Raw genomic sequence first — 15,658 nt, 5'->3', positions numbered from 1 at the left:
AGTCGGCGAACCGTGGGAGGCAAGCGGCGAGGTGCGCGTTAACGACTTCGTGACGGACCGAAGCTATGGTTAACCGCGCACGGACGCCGGGGGGCGTGCGGGAACTTTAGCTGGAGCCGAGGGGCGGGTAATGATCGAAGCCGTTGCACTAACGTATGGGATGCTGCTGAGTTTCGTGCTGACGGGTGCGTCGCGCAACCGCAAGCTGGAGCGCGCGAACCCGCCGATGCTCAACTACATCGGTTACGTGCTGTTCGGGATCACCTGCTCGGTCGCGCTGATGGCCGCCAGCTATGCGGCCTGGGGCGTCATCACCGACTCGGCGATGGCGATCTGACGCGATCGCGATCGTCGCCCCGGACCTGATCCGGGGCCCCGCTTTTTTTGCCGGCAGAAGGAAGAAGCGAGATCCCGGATCAAGTCCGGGATGACGGGATAGAGGACGACGGTTGTCGCGGTGGCCGCTTACCCCCGCTTTCGCGCCTGCGCATAGGTGCCCAGCACGCGCACCCATTTCGAATGGAAGCCCAGCTCCTCCATCGCGCGGTCGAACGCGGGATCGCCGGGGCGCCCCTCGACATCGCAATAGAATTCGGTCGCCGCGAAGCTGCCGCCGCGCTGGTAGCTTTCCAGCTTGGTCATGTTGACGCCGTTGGTCGCAAACCCGCCCATCGCCTTGTAGAGCGCGGCGGGGACGTTCTTTACCTCGAAGATGAAGGTCGTCATCCACGGCCCCTCACCCGACAGCGGCCGCGCCCCGCGCGCCAGCGTGACGAAACGTGTGGTATTGTGGTCGGCATCGGCGATGTCGGTCGCCAGCAACTCCAGCCCATAGATCGCCGCCGCGCCCGGCGGCGCCAGCGCCGCGACGCGCGGATCACGCAATTCGGCGACGACCGCCGCCGCGCCGGCGGTATCGGGATAATTGACCGGCGCGATCCCGTGCGCCTTCAGCCAGTGGCGGCATTGCCCGAGCGCCTGCGGATGGCTCATCGCCTGTTGCACGCCGTCGCGCGGGCCGCAGCCGATCAGCGCGTGGCGGATCGCGAGGAAATGCTCGCCGGTGATGACCAGCCCGGATTCGGGCAGCAGGAAATGCATGTCGGCGACGCGGCCGTGCAGTGAATTTTCGATCGGGATGATCGCGCAATCGGCCGCGCCGGTCTTCACCGCGTCCAGCGCATCCTCGAAGCTGAAGCACGGCAGCGGCAGCGCGTCGGGGAACGCCTCCTGCATCGCGACATGGCTGTTCGCGCCCGGCGCGCCCTGAAACGCGACCGCGCGCCCCGGCTCGGCAGCGGCGGCGGCGGTCATGGCGGCGACGATCGGGCGGGCAGGCGCGGCGTAACTTTGCATGGCCGCGTGGCCTAGAAGAGCATGCCGCGCCGCTCAAGCGCTTGCGATGCGCGGGAGCCCTTTCTATGGAACGCTGAAGGAAGAGGGGCGAAACGGCGACATGGACGATCGGACCAACACGATTTTCGGCTGGGCGCTGGCGGCGGCGGGGACGGCCCTGGGGCTGTCGATCGCGGGCGGCATGCTGTTCCACGGTGAGCGCCCCGAGAAGCCGGGCTATGCGATCGAGGGTGTCGAGGAGGCCGGCGGCGGCGGTGGTGCGGCCGAGGTGCCGATCGCCTCGCTGCTGGGCAGCGCTGATCCGGCCAAGGGCGCCGAGGTCTTCAAGAAGTGCGCGGCCTGCCACACGATCAACCAGGGTGGCGCGAACGGCATCGGCCCGAACCTGTACGGCACGCTGGGCGAGCCGATCGGGCAGGGCAAGGGCGGGTTCGCCTTCTCCGATGCATTGAAGAGCGTCGGCGGCAACTGGGACTTCGACAAGATGAACGCGTGGCTGACCAGCCCGCGCAAGTTCGCCAACGGCACGAAGATGACCTTCGCCGGGCTCGGCAATCCGCAGGACCGCGCGAACGTGATCGCCTATCTGAACCAGCAGGGCTCGAACCTGCCGCTGCCAGCCGCCCCGGCCGCGGGCGCCGCTGCGGCACCGACCGACCCAGCGGTGGCGAACGTCACCGAGGCGACCAAGGGCGACACCGCCGACCTCGCCAACACCGGCACCCCTGCCTCGGGCGCGCCGTCGGTCGATCCGGCCGCACAGAAGGACAAGGCGCTCGGCGCGACTCCGCCGGCGAAGCAGTAAGTCTTTACGTCATTGCGAGCGTAGCGCGGCAATCCAGAGCGTCCTGATCCGGCTCTGGATTGCCGCGCTACGCTCGCAATGACGTGTTTGAGTTCGTCACCCCGGACTTGATCCGGGGGCCCGCTTCTTTCTTCGCGCGGTGCAGAACAAGCGGTGCCCCGGGTCGAGCCCGAGGCGTCGTATGAGGAGGGGGATCGCCCCCACCTCTCGGCGTTGTGCCTTCTGCCTGCCTGCGTGAAAAGAGGCGGGGCTGCCGATCAGGCCCGCGGCGACAGCGTCATCACCCCGCCGCCAACCACGCTGCGACCTGCGCCGCGATCGGCGCGAACACCCGGTCTTCGGCCTCCGCTGCCGGCGGCTGCCCGGCATCCGACGCGGTGCGGATCGTAATATCCAGCGGCACCCTCCCCAGAAACGCAATTCCGGCCTCGCGCGCCGCCGCCTCCGCGCCGCCGTGCCCGAACGGGTCAGACACCTCGCCGCAATGCGGGCAGGCATAGCCCGCCATATTCTCGACCAGCCCGATGATCGGCACGCCCGCCTTCTCGAACAGGTCGATCGCGCGGCGTGCATCGATCAGCGCGAGGTCTTGCGGGGTCGAGACGATCACCGCGCCGGCCGGGCGATGCTTCTGCACCATCGTCAGCTGCACGTCGCCGGTGCCCGGCGGCAGGTCGACCACCAATGTGTCCGTCGCGCCCCAGTCGGCGTCGATCAACTGACCCAAAGCGCCCGCGGTCATCGGCCCGCGCCACGCGATCGCGCGGCCCGGCTCCACCAGCTGCCCCATCGACAGCAGCGGCACGCCGTACGGGGTCGCGACCGGCAGCAACACTTTGTCGCGCGCCTCGGGCCGCGTGCCCTCGACCGCCATCAGCCGCGGTTGCGACGGGCCGTAGATGTCGGCGTCGACCAGTCCGGTGCGCCGCCCCGCCTTGGCCAGCGCGATCGCGAGATTGGCGGACAGCGTCGACTTGCCGACCCCGCCCTTGCCGCTGGCGACCGCGACGATGCGGCGCGCGACGCGCTCGGCGGTGACGACCGTGCGCACCTCATAGCCGGGGCGCGCCGCCGCCATCTGCACGCTTGCCTCCAGTGCGTCGCGTGCCGGTGCGTCGAGCCCGGCGGCGTCGATCACCACGCCGATCCGTTGCCCCTCGATTCGCACGGTCGCGCGGGTTCCGGCCACCGCGGCGACCGCTGCTGCCACATCTTTCTGGTCCATGCCGGCGATCCGTAGGCGCGTGCACGCCGCTTGCCACTGTTTTTCGTGAACGGCGCACCTATAAAGACCAACATGACCATCCTGCGACGCTGGCTCCGGCGCCCGATCATCCTTGCTGCCGACAACAATGGACCGTGGGGAGGCGGCGGCGACGACAGTGCCGGCCCGCGCAACCCGTGGTCGGTGCCGCCGGGTGGCCGGCGCGGCTCGTCCAAGCCAACTGCGCTCGACGAGTTCCTCAAGAAGACGCGCGTCGGCGGCGGGGGCGGGGGCGGCGGTCGCCCGCAACTGCCGCTCGGGGCGTCGGCGCGGACGCTGTGGCTGATCGGCGTCGGCCTGCTGGTTGCGATCTGGCTGTTGCTGACGTCCTTTCACCAGATCGGGCCGCAGCAACGCGGGGTCGTCACCTATTTCGGCAAATATTCGGGGATGCTGGAGCCCGGCATTCGCGTCACCTTGCCCGCGCCGATCGTCAACGTGACGAAGGTCGACGTCGAGCAGGTGCGCACCGACGAATTCCCGCAGGACGGCGGGGAAACGGTGCTGACCGGTGACCAGAACATCATCGACCTCGCCTATACGGTGCGCTGGCGCGTGTCCGATCCGCGCAACTACGTGTTCGAGATCAAGGACCCGCAGGAGACCGTCCGCGCGACCGCCGAAAGCGCGATGCGCGCGGTACTGGCCACGACGCGGATGAACGATGCGATCGGCGCGGGCCGCGGGCTGATTGAGGCGCGCGTAACGCAGGTGATGCAGCAGATCCTCGACAGCTATCAGGCCGGGGTGCGCGTGCAGGGCGTGTCGATCAAGCAGGCGTCGCCGCCCGCCGCGCTGGTCGACGACTTCAACGCCGTCACCGCCGCGCAGCAGGAAGCGGTCGGCAACCTCAACAATGCGCGCAGCTATTCGCAGCAGGTGATCGCGCGTGCGCAGGGCGAGGCGTCGGCCTTCGACCAGGTCTATGCGCAATATCGCCTCGCCCCCGAGGTGACGCGCCGACGCATGTATTACGAGACGATGGAGGCCGTGCTGGCCAAGACCGACAAGACGATCGTCGAAACGCCGGGCGTGACGCCGTACCTGCCGCTCGATCGCGCGCGCAAGCTGGTCGAGCCGACGCAGGGGACGACGACGACCACCACGACCACCGCCCCCGCGCAGGGAGGGCAGCGCTGATGAGCCAGCTGACGCGTAACCCGATCGCGATCGGGATGCTGGCGCTGGTGCTGGCGATCCTCGCCGCGGCGACCTTCGCGATCGTCCCCGAGACGCAGCAGGCGGTGGTCCTGCGGCTCAACAATCCGGTGCGGCTGGTGAACCAGTGGCAGCCGGGGCAGATGATCGGCAATACCGGCGCGGGTGTGATCGCGCGCGTGCCGTTCATCGACAAGATCGTGTGGGTCGACAAGCGTGTACTGGACGCCGATCTCGACAACACCCTGGTGCTGTCGACCGATCAGCTGCGGCTCAACGTCGATGCCTATGCGCGCTTCCGCATCGTCGATCCGCTGAAGGCGGTGACGTCGACGGGCAGCACCTCGAACACCGAGGAGCGCGTCGCCGACCAGCTTCGCCCGCTGCTCGGCACCGCGCTGCGCAACGAACTCGGCAAGGTGCCGTTCGCGGTGCTGCTCAGCCCCGAGCGTGGTGCGGTAATGGACGCGATCCAGAACTCCTTGCAGGGCTCGGCGCGCCAGTACGGGGCGGAGATCGTTGACGTGCGAATCAAGCATGCCGACCTGCCCGACGGCAGCCCGCTCGACAGCGCGCTTCAGCGGATGCGCACCGCGCGCCAGCAGGAGGCGAACACGATCCGCGCGCAAGGGCAGAAGCAGGCGCAGATCGTCCGCGCCGAAGCCGATGCGCAGGCCGCGCGAATCTATGCCGAGGCATTCAGCAAGGACGCTGATTTCTATGACTTCTATCGCGCGATGCAGAGCTATCGCCACACGTTCGGGGCCGATGGTCAGGCGCAGCCGGAAGGTTCGACCAATATCATCATGAGCCCGAACAATGGCTATCTTCGTGCGTTCGAAGGCGGCGGTCGTTAATCGACGATGAGCAAGGCGTTCATATTCAAACGCCGTTCATCGCGATGGCCGCACAGGGTGCAATGTATTCATCACTTTCGGATCGGGTGACCAAGAGGACATGAAAACCGTGCGTTACGCTTACGCCCTGACCGGCGCCCTCCTGCTTGGCGGCACGGCCGCGTCGCTCGCGCTCCAGAACCCGGCCACCGCGCAGATCGCGCAGAATGAGCCGGGCGCGATCAGCGCCGCCGCGCCGCGCGCCGGTGCGCCGATGAGCTTCGCGGACATGGTCGCCAAGCTCCAGCCGGCGGTGGTCAACATCTCCACCACGCAGAAGGTGACCGTCCAGCAGCAGGCGAATCCGTTTGCGGGCACGCCGTTCGGCGACCTGTTCGGCCAGTTCGGCGGCGGTGGTGGCGGCGGCGCGCCTGTCACCCGCGAGGGCCAGTCGCTCGGGTCGGGCTTCCTGATCTCGGCGGACGGTTACGTGGTCACCAACAACCACGTCATCGCACCGGCAGCGAAGGGCGCGACGGTCGAGTCGATCACCGTCACCTTGCAGGATCGTAAGGAATATAAGGCGAAGCTGATCGGCCGCGATCCGACCTCGGATCTCGCGGTGCTCAAGATCACCTCGCCGACGCCGCTGCCGTACGTGAAGCTAGGCGACTCGACGCGTGCGCGCGTCGGCGACTGGGTGGTGGCGATCGGCCAGCCGTTCGGGCTAGGCGGCACCGTCACTGCGGGCATCGTCTCGGCGGTGCACCGGTCGACCGGGCAGCCGGGGCCGTTCGACACGTTCATCCAGACCGATGCCGCGATCAACCAGGGCAATTCGGGTGGCCCGATGTTCAACCTGAACGGCGAGGTGATCGGCATCAACAGCCAGATCTATTCGCAATCGGGCGGCAACATCGGCATCGGCTTCGCGATTCCTGCGAGCGAGGCCAAGCCGATCCTCGCCACGCTGATGAAGGGTGAATCGATCAAGCGCGGCTATTTGGGGGTCGGCATCCAGCGCGTGAACGACGACATCGCCGGCGCGCTCGGGCTGCCCAAGGATCAGGGCGAGATCATCGGCCGCGTCGAGCCGGGCGGGCCGGGTGCCAAGGCCGGGTTGCGGTCGGGCGACGTGGTGGTCGCTATCAACGGTGAGGCGGTGACGCCGGATCGCACGCTGTCGTCGCTGGTCGCGAACGCCGCGCCGGGCTCGACGATCAAGCTCGACGTGATCCGTGACGGCAAGCGCCAATCACTGAACGCGGTGGTGGCGACCCGCCCAACCGATGACCAGCTCGCCGCGATCAACGGCGACGGCGATGGCGATGACGGTCTGCCTGACGACGACAGCGGCGCGCAGGTGACGCCGGGGTCGAGCTCGCTCGGCATCTCGGTCCAGCCGCTCACCCCGCAGATCGCGCGTTCAATTGGCGTCGATTCGACTGTGCAGGGCGTGGTCGTCGCTGGCGTCGATCCGTCGAGCGACGCCGGGCAGAAGCTGAAGCGCGGCGACGTAATCTCGTCGGTCAATTCGCAGCCGGTCCGCACCGGCGCTGATGTCGCGCGGATCGTCGCGGCGGCAAAGGCGGCGGGACGCCCGTCGGTGCTGCTCAACCTGACCCGTGGCCGCACCACCGGCGTGTTCATGGCGGTGAAGATCAAGTAAGTGCCTTTCGGTCACCCCGGACTTGATCGAGCCCTCTGCGAAATCCACTTTCTGTTCCCCGGCGAAGGCCGGGGCCCAGTTGGGAAGGCCTATCAAACGAAGCGCGACGCGCATCATCAGCGTCCCCCAACTGGGCCCCGGCCTTCGCCGGGGTACAAGAAGGGGACTTTCGCAGATGCCTCGACTTGATCCGGGGTCCCGCTTTTCCCGGGCTGCGTCGCAAGAAGCGGGGCCCCGGATCAAGTCCGGGGCGACGGGGCAAGTAACTAGTCAAACGGGTCGTCGCATCGCATGATGCGGCGGCCCTTTTGTGTGGGAGAGAGAGCGTGGCGGACGGCGGCAGCATTTTGATCGGCGCAGGCGAAGGCGGCGCCGACCCGCAGCGGCTCGACCTCGCGCGCGCCAATCGCCACGGGTTGATCGCGGGTGCGACCGGCACCGGCAAGACCGTGACCCTGCAGGGCATCGTCGAGGGCTTTTCGAACGCCGGGGTCGCCTGTTTCCTCGCCGATGTGAAGGGCGATCTGTCGGGGCTGGCGATGCCGGGCTCGGCGACTGCCAAGACCCACGAAGCCTTCGCCGCGCGCGCCGCCGAGATCGGCGCGACCGACTGGAAATACGCCGATACCCCGGTGCAGTTCTGGGACCTGTTCGGCGAGCAGGGGCATCCGGTCCGCACCACGATCAGCGAGATGGGCCCGCTGCTGCTCGCGCGGCTGATGGGGCTGAACGCGGTGCAGGAAGGCGTGCTGACGATCGCCTTCCACGTCGCCGACGAAGAGGGCCTGCTGCTGCTCGACCTCGATGACCTTCAGGCGATGCTCGCGCATTGCGCTGAGCGCGCCGAGGAACTCACCACCCGCTACGGCAACGTCTCGAAACAGTCGGTCGGTGCGATCCAGCGCGCGCTGCTGCAATTGCGCGCGCAGGGCGCGGAGCATTTCTTCGGCGAGCCGGCGCTGGCGCTCTCCGACCTGTTCGGCACCGACGACAACGGGCGCGGGCTGGTCAACATCCTCGCCGCCGACAAGTTGATGGCCTCGCCGCAGCTGTATTCAACGTTCCTGCTGTGGCTGCTCGGCGAGATGTTCGAATTCCTCCCCGAGATCGGCGATGCCGACAAGCCGAAATTGTGTTTCTTCTTCGACGAGGCGCATCTGCTGTTCGACGAGGCGCCGCCCGCGCTGATGGACCGAATCGAGCAGGTCGTGCGGCTGATCCGCTCGAAGGGCGTCGGGGTCTATTTCATCACGCAGAACCCGATCGACGTGCCCGACAACGTCGCGGGGCAGTTGGGCAACCGCATCCAGCACAAGTTGAATGCCTTCACCCCGCGCGACCGCAAGGCGGTGCAGGCCGCGGCCGAGACGTTCCGCGCCAACGCGCACGTCGACGTGGCAACCGCAATCACCGAGCTGCGCACCGGTGAGGCGTTGGTGTCGCTGCTCCAGCGCGATGGCGCGCCATCGCCGGTGCAGCGCACGCTGATCCGTCCGCCGTCGAGCCGCGTCGGCCCGGTCACGCCCGAGGAACGCCGCGTGCTGATCCAGACCGACGCGATCGGCACCAAGTACGATACGCTGGTCGACCGCGAATCGGCCGAGGAACTGCTGTCGGCCAAGACGCACGAGGCCGCCGCCGCGGCGGCTGCGGCGCGCGCCTCGACCGACGCGGAGAAGGCCGCCGCTGCGCAGGCGAAGGAAGATGCCCGCGCGGCGCGCGAGGCGGACCGTGCCGCCCGCGAGGAAGAACGCGCGCGTCGTGCGGCCGAGCGCGAGTCGGCGAACGATCCGTGGAACCGCGCGATGACCTCGGCTTCGCGGTCGGCCTCGTCGGCGGTCGGCCGCGCGGTGGCGAACGAAGTGACCAGGGCGGTGTTCGGCGGCTCGCGGCGCGGCGCGAGCGGCGGTGGGCTGCTGGGGCAGGTGGTGCGCGGCGTGCTCGGCGGGTTGATGCGGCGCTGATACGTCGCCCCGGACTTGATCCGGGGCCCCGCTTTTTTCTCAGGTCGACAGGAAGCGGGATCCCGGGTCAAGCCCGGGATGACGATGAGGTGGCCGTGACCACCCGAACATTTTCCGCTAAGGCGGCGCGCATGACGACCGACTACGACCGCCCGCTGCTCACCCCGCCCGACGGGCAGAAGAAAGTGCTGCTCCATTCCTGCTGCGCGCCCTGTTCCGGCGAGGTGATGGAAGCGATGACCGCGAGCGGGATCGACTATACGATCTTCTTCTACAATCCGAATATTCACCCCAAGGAGGAATATATTCTCCGCAAGGAGGAGAATATTCGCTTCGCCGAGAAGCACGACATCCCGTTCGTCGATGCCGATTACGACACGGTCAACTGGTTCAAGCGCGCGCGCGGGATGGAGTTCGAGCCCGAGCGCGGGCTGCGCTGCACGATGTGCTTCGACATGCGCTTCGAGCGCACGGCGCTCTATGCGCATGAGCACGGGTTCCCGGTCATCACCTCGTCGCTGGGCATCTCGCGCTGGAAGAACATGGCGCAGATCAACGACTGCGGCGAGCGCGCAGCGGCGCATTATCCCGATATCGCTTACTGGACGTTCAACTGGCGCAAGGGCGGCGGCGCGGCGCGGATGATCGAGATCTCGAAGCGCGAGCATTTCTACCAGCAGGAATATTGCGGCTGCGTCTATTCGCTGCGCGACACCAACGCGCATCGCGTTTCGCAGGGGCGCGAGGAAATCCGCATCGGCGAGCTGTTCTACGGCGAGGAAACGAAGGCGGAATAGCGGCGGCCTCAATTCTTCCGTCATCCCGGACTTGATCCGGGATCCCGCTTTTTGCTCCCACTGCCGGAAAGAAGCGGGGCCCCGGATCAAGTCCGGGGCGACGGTGATTTCAGCGGGAGCGGCGACACCGTCACCCCGCCACCGGCACCGCGATCGTCGCGCGCAGCCCCGGCCGGGCGTCATCCAGCGACAGCGTCCCGCCGTGCATCCGCGCAATCGCTTCGACCAGCGGCAGCCCCAGCCCGTGTCCGGGCCGATGGCGGCTCGCATCCAGCCGGCCGAAGCGCCGCAGCGCCGTCGCGCGCTCCTCGGCGGGAATCCCCGGCCCATCGTCGGTTACCGTCAGCCGCATCTGCGCCGCCGCGCGCGTCACCGCCACCGTCACGCGCGATCCGGGCGGGCTATGGGTCAGCGCATTGCCGACCAGATTGAGCGCCGCCTGCGTCAACAATTGCCGGTCGCCCTCGATCTCGCCGTCCGCGATCGCGTCCAGCGTCAGCTCATGCCCGCTGTCGTCCGCGCTGGCCGCCAGCGTCTCGGTCACGTCGATCGCCACCCCCGCCAGCGAAAAGGCACGGAACGCCGTCCGCCGCTCGCCGCCCTCCACCTCCGAAATGCGCAGCATCGCGGAGAACATCGCCAGCAATTCGTCGCATTGCTCCAGCGCCGCCTCCAGCTCGGGCGTCGGCGTCTCGGCGACGATCAGCGCGAGGCGGCTGCGCAGTCGCGCCAGCGGGGTGCGCAGATCGTGCGCGACATCGCCGCCGACATGCCGCAGGCTTTCGACCAGCGCCGCGATCCGGTCGAGCATCCGGTTGAAGGTCGCGGCCTGCCCCGCAAACGCGCCGCTGCCCGGCTCGACCGGCACGCGCTGCGTCAGGTCGCCGTCGATGATCGCCTCGGCGGTGCTGCGCAGTTCGCCGATCCGCCGCCGCACGATCGTGCTGAACGACACCGCGCCCGCGACGACGATGATGACGATCAACCCGAAGCCGAGCGCATAGCTGCGCAGCCACACCGCCGCGAACCCCTCGACCGGCTCGGTTTCGACCAGCGTCACCAGTTGCAGGCCCCCACCGGCATCGCGCCGCTGGATGCGAAACGCCGTCGTCCCCGGCAGCACGTTGTGCCCCAGCGTCGAGAACCCTGATGGCACCGGCCCCGTGACGGTCACGTTGCCGCCGAGCCGTTCGCCGCGCGCATCGACCAGTTCGAAGCCCAGGTCGCCGGTCTCGCGCTGCGTCGACAGCGCCGCGATCCGCGCCAGGATCGCAGCCGGATTGCCGCGCAACGATTCGTCGAGCAGCGCGCGGCTCACCTCGTCCAGCCGCCGGTCGACCAGCGCCTCGATCGTGTGGCGCGACGCCGAATAGCTGGCATAGCCGGTCAGCGCGGTCGCGGCCCCGAATGCGCCCAGGAACAGCGCGGTCAGCCGCCCGAGCGACGCCATCCTACGCGCGCAGCATGTAACCGACGCCGCGCTTGGTCGCGATCGGATCGTCGCCGCCGCCCGCGGTCAGCTTGCGCCGCAACAGCCGCACCTGCGCGTCGACGATGTTGGTGCCCGGCTCGAAATCATAGCCCCAGACGCGCTCGATCAGCATCGCCCGCGTCAGGAAGCTGCCGGCATGGCGGATCAGCTCGGCGAGCAACCCGAACTCGAGCCGCGTCAGGTCGAGCGGCTGGTCGGCGCGCCACGCGCGATGCTGCCCGGGGCTGACGACGATGTCGCCGGCGCGCAGCATGTCGGCGTCGCCCGCCGCGGTCCAGCCGCGCGCGCGCAGCAGCGCGTGCAGCCGCGCCTCGATCTCCGCCGCCGGGGTCGGCTTGACGCAATAATCGTCCGCGCCCGCGGTCAGGCCGCCGATCTTCTCGGTAGAGCGGCCCAGCGCGGAGAGCATCAGCACCGGAAGATTGTGCCCGGCATCGCGCAGTCGCTCCACGACGGCGACACCCGTCAATTGCGGCAGCATCGAATCGAGGATCATCGCGTCGAAGGCGTCGCGTTCGATCGCGGTCAGTGCGCTGGGGCCGGTTTCGGCGATCGTGACGTGATGGTCGCGCTGCGCCAGTTCGGCCTTCAGCGCGGCGGCATATTCGACGTCGTCCTCAACGATCAGCAGCTTCATGGGTGGGGATCGCCACTTTGATGATGATCGTCCGCTGCTATCCGATCGGCGCGGGGACTGCTATCGTGCTTGCCGCGCCAAAGGCTTATCTTGCCAAAGTTTAATGTTCGCGCTTTGCTGACGGGGATGAAGCCAGGAATGACGCGACCGTCCGGCACCGGGGACATGGCGGCGCGGATCCGCGCCTTCGATTGGGCGGCGACCGCGCTGGGCCCGATCGCGACCTGGCCGGCGGAACTGCTGTCGACGGTCGAGACGATGCTCGCGATGCCGCGCCCCGCGACCCTGCTGTGGGGTGAGGCGCTGCTGCAAATGTACAACGACGCCTATGTCGAGGTTGCGCGCGATCGCCATCCGGCGCTGCTCGGACGGCCGGTCGCGGAAGGGTGGGACGACATCTACGATGACGAGGTGGCGCAGCGGCTGGCGACGGTGCTCGCGGGCGCGGCGGTGTCGGTGGCGGGGCGCGAAGTGTCGATGCGCGATGCGGCCGGACAGTATGAGCGCCGCAGCTTCGACATCACCTGGTTGCCGATCCGCGATGCCGACGGCGTGGTCGCGGGCGCGTTGCAGCAGCTTGTCGAGGTGACCGATCATCGCCGCGCCACCGCGCAATTGCGCGACAGCGAGGCGCAGTTGCGGATGATGGTGACCACCGGGCGCCACATGCTGTTCCGGATGAGCGCGGACTGGCGCGCGCTGTTGTATCTCGACGGGCGCGATATGCTGCCCGACGTGACCGAGCCGATTGACGATTGGGTCGAACGCTTCATCCCGCACGAGGATCGCGGCGCGGTGTTCGCGGCGATGGCCATCGCGCTCGACGGCCCGACGATGTTCGAGCTGGAGCACCGTGTCCGCTGTCCCGACGGGTCGATCGGCTGGGTCGCGTCGCGCGCGCTGCCGGTGGTGGATGCCGATGGCCGGGTGGTGGAATGGTTCGGCACCGGGATCGACATCACCGCGCGGCGTACCGCCGAGGAGGTCGTACGCCGCAGCGAGGAGATGCGTCGCATCGCGCTCGACGGCGGCGGGATGGGGGCGTGGCGGATCGACATGGCCACGCGGGAGGTGCGCGGCGACGCGCGCTTCTTCGCGTTCCTCGGCATGCCGCCCAGCGACGAGCCGCGGCTGGCGACCGACTTCCTCGACCGCCTGTCTCCGGAGGGGCGCGAGGCGGTCAACCGCTTCGTCACGCGCCGCATCGTGCCCGGCGAGGAATTCGACGGCGAGCTGGAGATCGTCGCCGGGCCGACCGCGGGCTGCTGGCTGCGGTGGCGCGGGCGCGCCGATGGCCCCGATACGCGCATCCTGCACGGCGTCGTCTTCGACGTCACCGAACAGCGGCAGGCGACCGAGCGGCTGCGCGAGCGGGAGGAGATGCTGCGCCTGTTCGGCGATGCCTCTCGTGATGCGCTGTGGATCCGCGATGCGCGGACGCTGCACTGGCGCTATGTCACGCCGGCGTTCCGCACGATCTACGGCCAGCCGCGGCGACAGGTGCTGACCGGCGATCATTACCGCAACTGGCTGGCGCTGATCCTGCCCGACGACCGCGCGCAGGTGGAGGCGGCGACCGCCCGCGTGCGCGGCGGCGAACATGCCACCGTCGATTACCGCATCCGATGCGCCCCCGACGGCCGAACGCGCTGGCTGCGAACCACCGAATTTCCGATCCGCGATGCCGCGGGTCAGGTGGTGCTGATCGGCGGCATCACCTCCGACGTCACCGCGTCGCATCATGCGCGCGAGGCGGTGACGCGCAGCGAGGAACGGCTGCGCAGTGCGGTCGAGGTCGGCGGGATCGGCCTGTGGGACTGGAACGTCGCGACCGACGAAGTCCATTGGTCGGCCGAGCATTTCCTGCTGCAGGGCTATCCGGTCGGCTCGGTCGAGCCCAGCTATTCGGCGTGGCTGGCGCGCGTCCATCCCGACGATCGGGCCGAGGCCGAGACGTTGATGGCCGAGGCGATGGGCGGCGGGCGCCCCTACAAGCAGGAATTCCGCGTCGTCCACCCGGACGGGTCGGTGCACTGGCATTCGGCGCGCGGGCGCTTCTTCTTCGACGATGCCGCGCAACCGGTGCGGATGGTCGGCGCAATCGTCGACGTTACCGAGCGCCGCGCCTGGGCCGAGCGGCAGCAGGTGCTGATCGCCGAGCTTCAGCATCGCACGCGCAACCTGATCGGCGTGGTGCGCGCGCTGGCCGACAAATGCGCGCGCTCCAGCCATGATCTGGTCGAGTTCCACCAGCGGTTCGGCGATCGCCTGCAGGCGCTGGTGCGCGTGCAGGGACTGTTGTCGCGGCTGTCAGACAGTGATCGCGTCACGTTCGACAGCCTGCTCGATGCGGAGATGGCCGCGCTGGACGGGGAGGCGGCGGCGGTCACGCTTTCGGGGCCGAAGGGCGTGCGGCTGCGCTCGTCGACCGTGCAGACGCTGGCGATGGCGCTGCACGAGCTGGCGACCAATGCCGTCAAATACGGGGCGCTCGGCACCGCGGGCGGGAAGCTCGCGATCACGTGGAACCTGTCGGCGGGGGAGGACGGGACGCCGTGGCTGCATATCGACTGGCACGAAACCGGCGTCCCGATGCCCGCGTCCGGGAGCGTCCCGATCGGATCGGGCGAGGGACGCGAGCTGATCGAGCGGGCGTTGCCCTATCAGCTCGGCGCGCAAACTTCGTTCGTGCTAGGCGCCGACGGCGTCCGCTGCCGGATCGCGATCCCGATCTCCCGCCACAATAGCTGACCACGGCGCCGGATCGAGCGTCCGGCGCAGGAAGGCAACGAACGCGGTCACCGCCGCCGGAACCGCGGGCGCGCGCGGATGCAGCGCGTGGATCGCCAGATCGCTCGGCCCCTCCCAGCCGGGCAGCACCGGCACCAGCCGTCCCGCCGCCAGCGCGTCGCCGACATCCCAGATCGATCGCAACGCGATGCCCACGCCGGACAACGCCAGTTCGCGGACGATCTCGCTCGAATTGGTGCGCACGTGGCTCTGCCCGTCGATCGCCTGTCGCCGTCGTCCGTTCACCAACCGCCACGGCCATTGCCCGTCCGCGGCGAGCAGCCGGTGTCGCATCAATTCGCCCGGCGTGCGCGGCTGGCCATGTTCGGCAAGATACGCCGGGGCCGCGCACAGCAGCCGCCGGCTGTTTCCCAGCCGATGCGCGACCAGGCTGGGCGGGATCTCGCTGGCGATCCGAACCGCGACATCGACGCGCTCGGCGACCAGATCGACATTGGCGTCGGTCAGGTTCAGCTCCAGCGTCACGCGCGGCGCGGCGCGCAGGAAGTCGTGCAGCCGCGGCGCGATATGCAGCCGCCCGAACGATGTCGGCGCCGACACGCGCAGCACCCCCGTCGGTTCGTCGCGGACCCCCGTGACGCGCGCCTCCGCCGCGGCGATGTCGCGCAGGATCGCGACGACATCGGCGTGGAAGCGTTCGCCGGCATCGGTCGCGGCCAGCCGCCGCGTGGTGCGCTGGATCAGCCGCACGCCCAGCCGCGCCTCCAGCCGTGCCAGCCGCTTCGACGCCATCGCCGGGGAGATGCCCAGCGCGCGCGCCGCCGCCGACAGGCTGCCCGCCTCGATCACTTGCGCGAACAGCACGTAATCGGGATCGAGCATTCGTTCTTCCAAGGAAAAGGTGTTTCGAACCTTTGTCTGCTACCGAC

Annotated in this window: 13 protein-coding genes; 8 read left to right on the top strand and 5 right to left on the bottom strand. The window is 68.8% G+C overall.

Annotation, left to right across the window (positions count from 1 at the left end; genetic code table 11):
- Positions 1–130: 130 nt before the first annotated feature.
- Complete coding sequence (locus SPHPH_RS0110800) at positions 131–337, top strand: hypothetical protein (RefSeq protein ID WP_028966707.1); 207 nt, start codon at positions 131–133, stop codon at positions 335–337.
- A 128-nt stretch (positions 338–465) separates the two neighbouring features.
- Here the strand turns inward: SPHPH_RS0110800 and SPHPH_RS0110795 are convergent, their stop codons facing one another.
- Entirely contained in the window at positions 466–1,356 is an 891-nt protein-coding gene (locus SPHPH_RS0110795; RefSeq protein ID WP_028966706.1) for a prephenate dehydratase, read from the bottom strand.
- 100 nt (positions 1,357–1,456) lie between these two features.
- On the opposite strand from SPHPH_RS0110795, the gene SPHPH_RS0110790 reads away from it, so the two are divergent.
- Positions 1,457–2,161 carry a c-type cytochrome gene (locus tag SPHPH_RS0110790; protein WP_028966705.1) on the top strand — a complete coding sequence of 235 codons (705 nt, stop codon included), beginning with the start codon at positions 1,457–1,459 and terminating at the stop codon, positions 2,159–2,161.
- 280 nt (positions 2,162–2,441) lie between these two features.
- Here SPHPH_RS0110790 and SPHPH_RS0110785 read toward each other — a convergent pair whose 3' ends face one another.
- Complete coding sequence (locus tag SPHPH_RS0110785; protein WP_028966704.1) at positions 2,442–3,386, bottom strand: Mrp/NBP35 family ATP-binding protein; 945 nt, start codon at positions 3,384–3,386, stop codon at positions 2,442–2,444.
- 72 nt (positions 3,387–3,458) lie between these two features.
- Between SPHPH_RS0110785 and hflK the strand changes: the two genes are divergently transcribed.
- The 5 genes from hflK to SPHPH_RS0110760 all read left to right on the top strand — a co-directional run bounded on the left by hflK (position 3,459) and on the right by SPHPH_RS0110760 (position 9,849).
- On the top strand, positions 3,459–4,565 hold the full coding sequence (gene hflK / locus SPHPH_RS0110780; protein WP_028966703.1) for a protease modulator HflK: 1,107 nt from the start codon (positions 3,459–3,461) through the stop codon (positions 4,563–4,565).
- Positions 4,565–5,440 (top strand): protease modulator HflC, encoded by an 876-nt coding sequence (gene hflC, locus SPHPH_RS0110775; RefSeq protein ID WP_028966702.1) that lies wholly within the window; start codon positions 4,565–4,567, stop codon positions 5,438–5,440. The genes hflK and hflC overlap by 1 nt, the downstream gene beginning before the upstream one ends.
- A gap of 109 nt (positions 5,441–5,549) precedes the next feature.
- The gene (locus SPHPH_RS0110770) at positions 5,550–7,088 is read left to right on the top strand and encodes a Do family serine endopeptidase (protein ID WP_028966701.1); all 1,539 of its coding nucleotides are present in this window, start codon (positions 5,550–5,552) and stop codon (positions 7,086–7,088) included.
- A 326-nt stretch (positions 7,089–7,414) separates the two neighbouring features.
- Positions 7,415–9,052: a helicase HerA-like domain-containing protein gene (locus SPHPH_RS0110765; RefSeq protein WP_028966700.1), complete on the top strand. Its 1,638-nt coding sequence runs from the start codon at positions 7,415–7,417 to the stop codon at positions 9,050–9,052.
- Between the two features lie 131 nt (positions 9,053–9,183).
- The gene (locus tag SPHPH_RS0110760; RefSeq protein ID WP_028966699.1) at positions 9,184–9,849 is read left to right on the top strand and encodes an epoxyqueuosine reductase QueH; all 666 of its coding nucleotides are present in this window, start codon (positions 9,184–9,186) and stop codon (positions 9,847–9,849) included.
- Between the two features lie 130 nt (positions 9,850–9,979).
- Here the strand turns inward: SPHPH_RS0110760 and SPHPH_RS0110755 are convergent, their stop codons facing one another.
- Complete coding sequence (locus tag SPHPH_RS0110755; RefSeq protein ID WP_028966698.1) at positions 9,980–11,299, bottom strand: sensor histidine kinase; 1,320 nt, start codon at positions 11,297–11,299, stop codon at positions 9,980–9,982.
- 1 nt (position 11,300) lies between these two features.
- Complete coding sequence (locus tag SPHPH_RS0110750; protein ID WP_028966697.1) at positions 11,301–11,978, bottom strand: response regulator transcription factor; 678 nt, start codon at positions 11,976–11,978, stop codon at positions 11,301–11,303.
- A 138-nt stretch (positions 11,979–12,116) separates the two neighbouring features.
- On the opposite strand from SPHPH_RS0110750, the gene SPHPH_RS20470 reads away from it, so the two are divergent.
- Positions 12,117–14,729 carry a PAS domain-containing protein gene (locus SPHPH_RS20470; RefSeq protein ID WP_162143924.1) on the top strand — a complete coding sequence of 871 codons (2,613 nt, stop codon included), beginning with the start codon at positions 12,117–12,119 and terminating at the stop codon, positions 14,727–14,729.
- On the opposite strand, the gene SPHPH_RS19475 is transcribed toward SPHPH_RS20470, so the two are convergent.
- On the bottom strand, positions 14,670–15,611 hold the full coding sequence (locus SPHPH_RS19475) for a LysR family transcriptional regulator (RefSeq protein ID WP_037488446.1): 942 nt from the start codon (positions 15,609–15,611) through the stop codon (positions 14,670–14,672). The two genes, SPHPH_RS20470 and SPHPH_RS19475, sit on opposite strands and share 60 nt — an antisense overlap.
- Positions 15,612–15,658: the final 47 nt, after the last annotated feature.

Source organism: Sphingomonas phyllosphaerae FA2, from assembly GCF_000427645.1.
GTDB lineage: Bacteria > Pseudomonadota > Alphaproteobacteria > Sphingomonadales > Sphingomonadaceae > Sphingomonas > Sphingomonas phyllosphaerae.
This window is presented reverse-complemented; position numbering and strand designations above follow the sequence as displayed.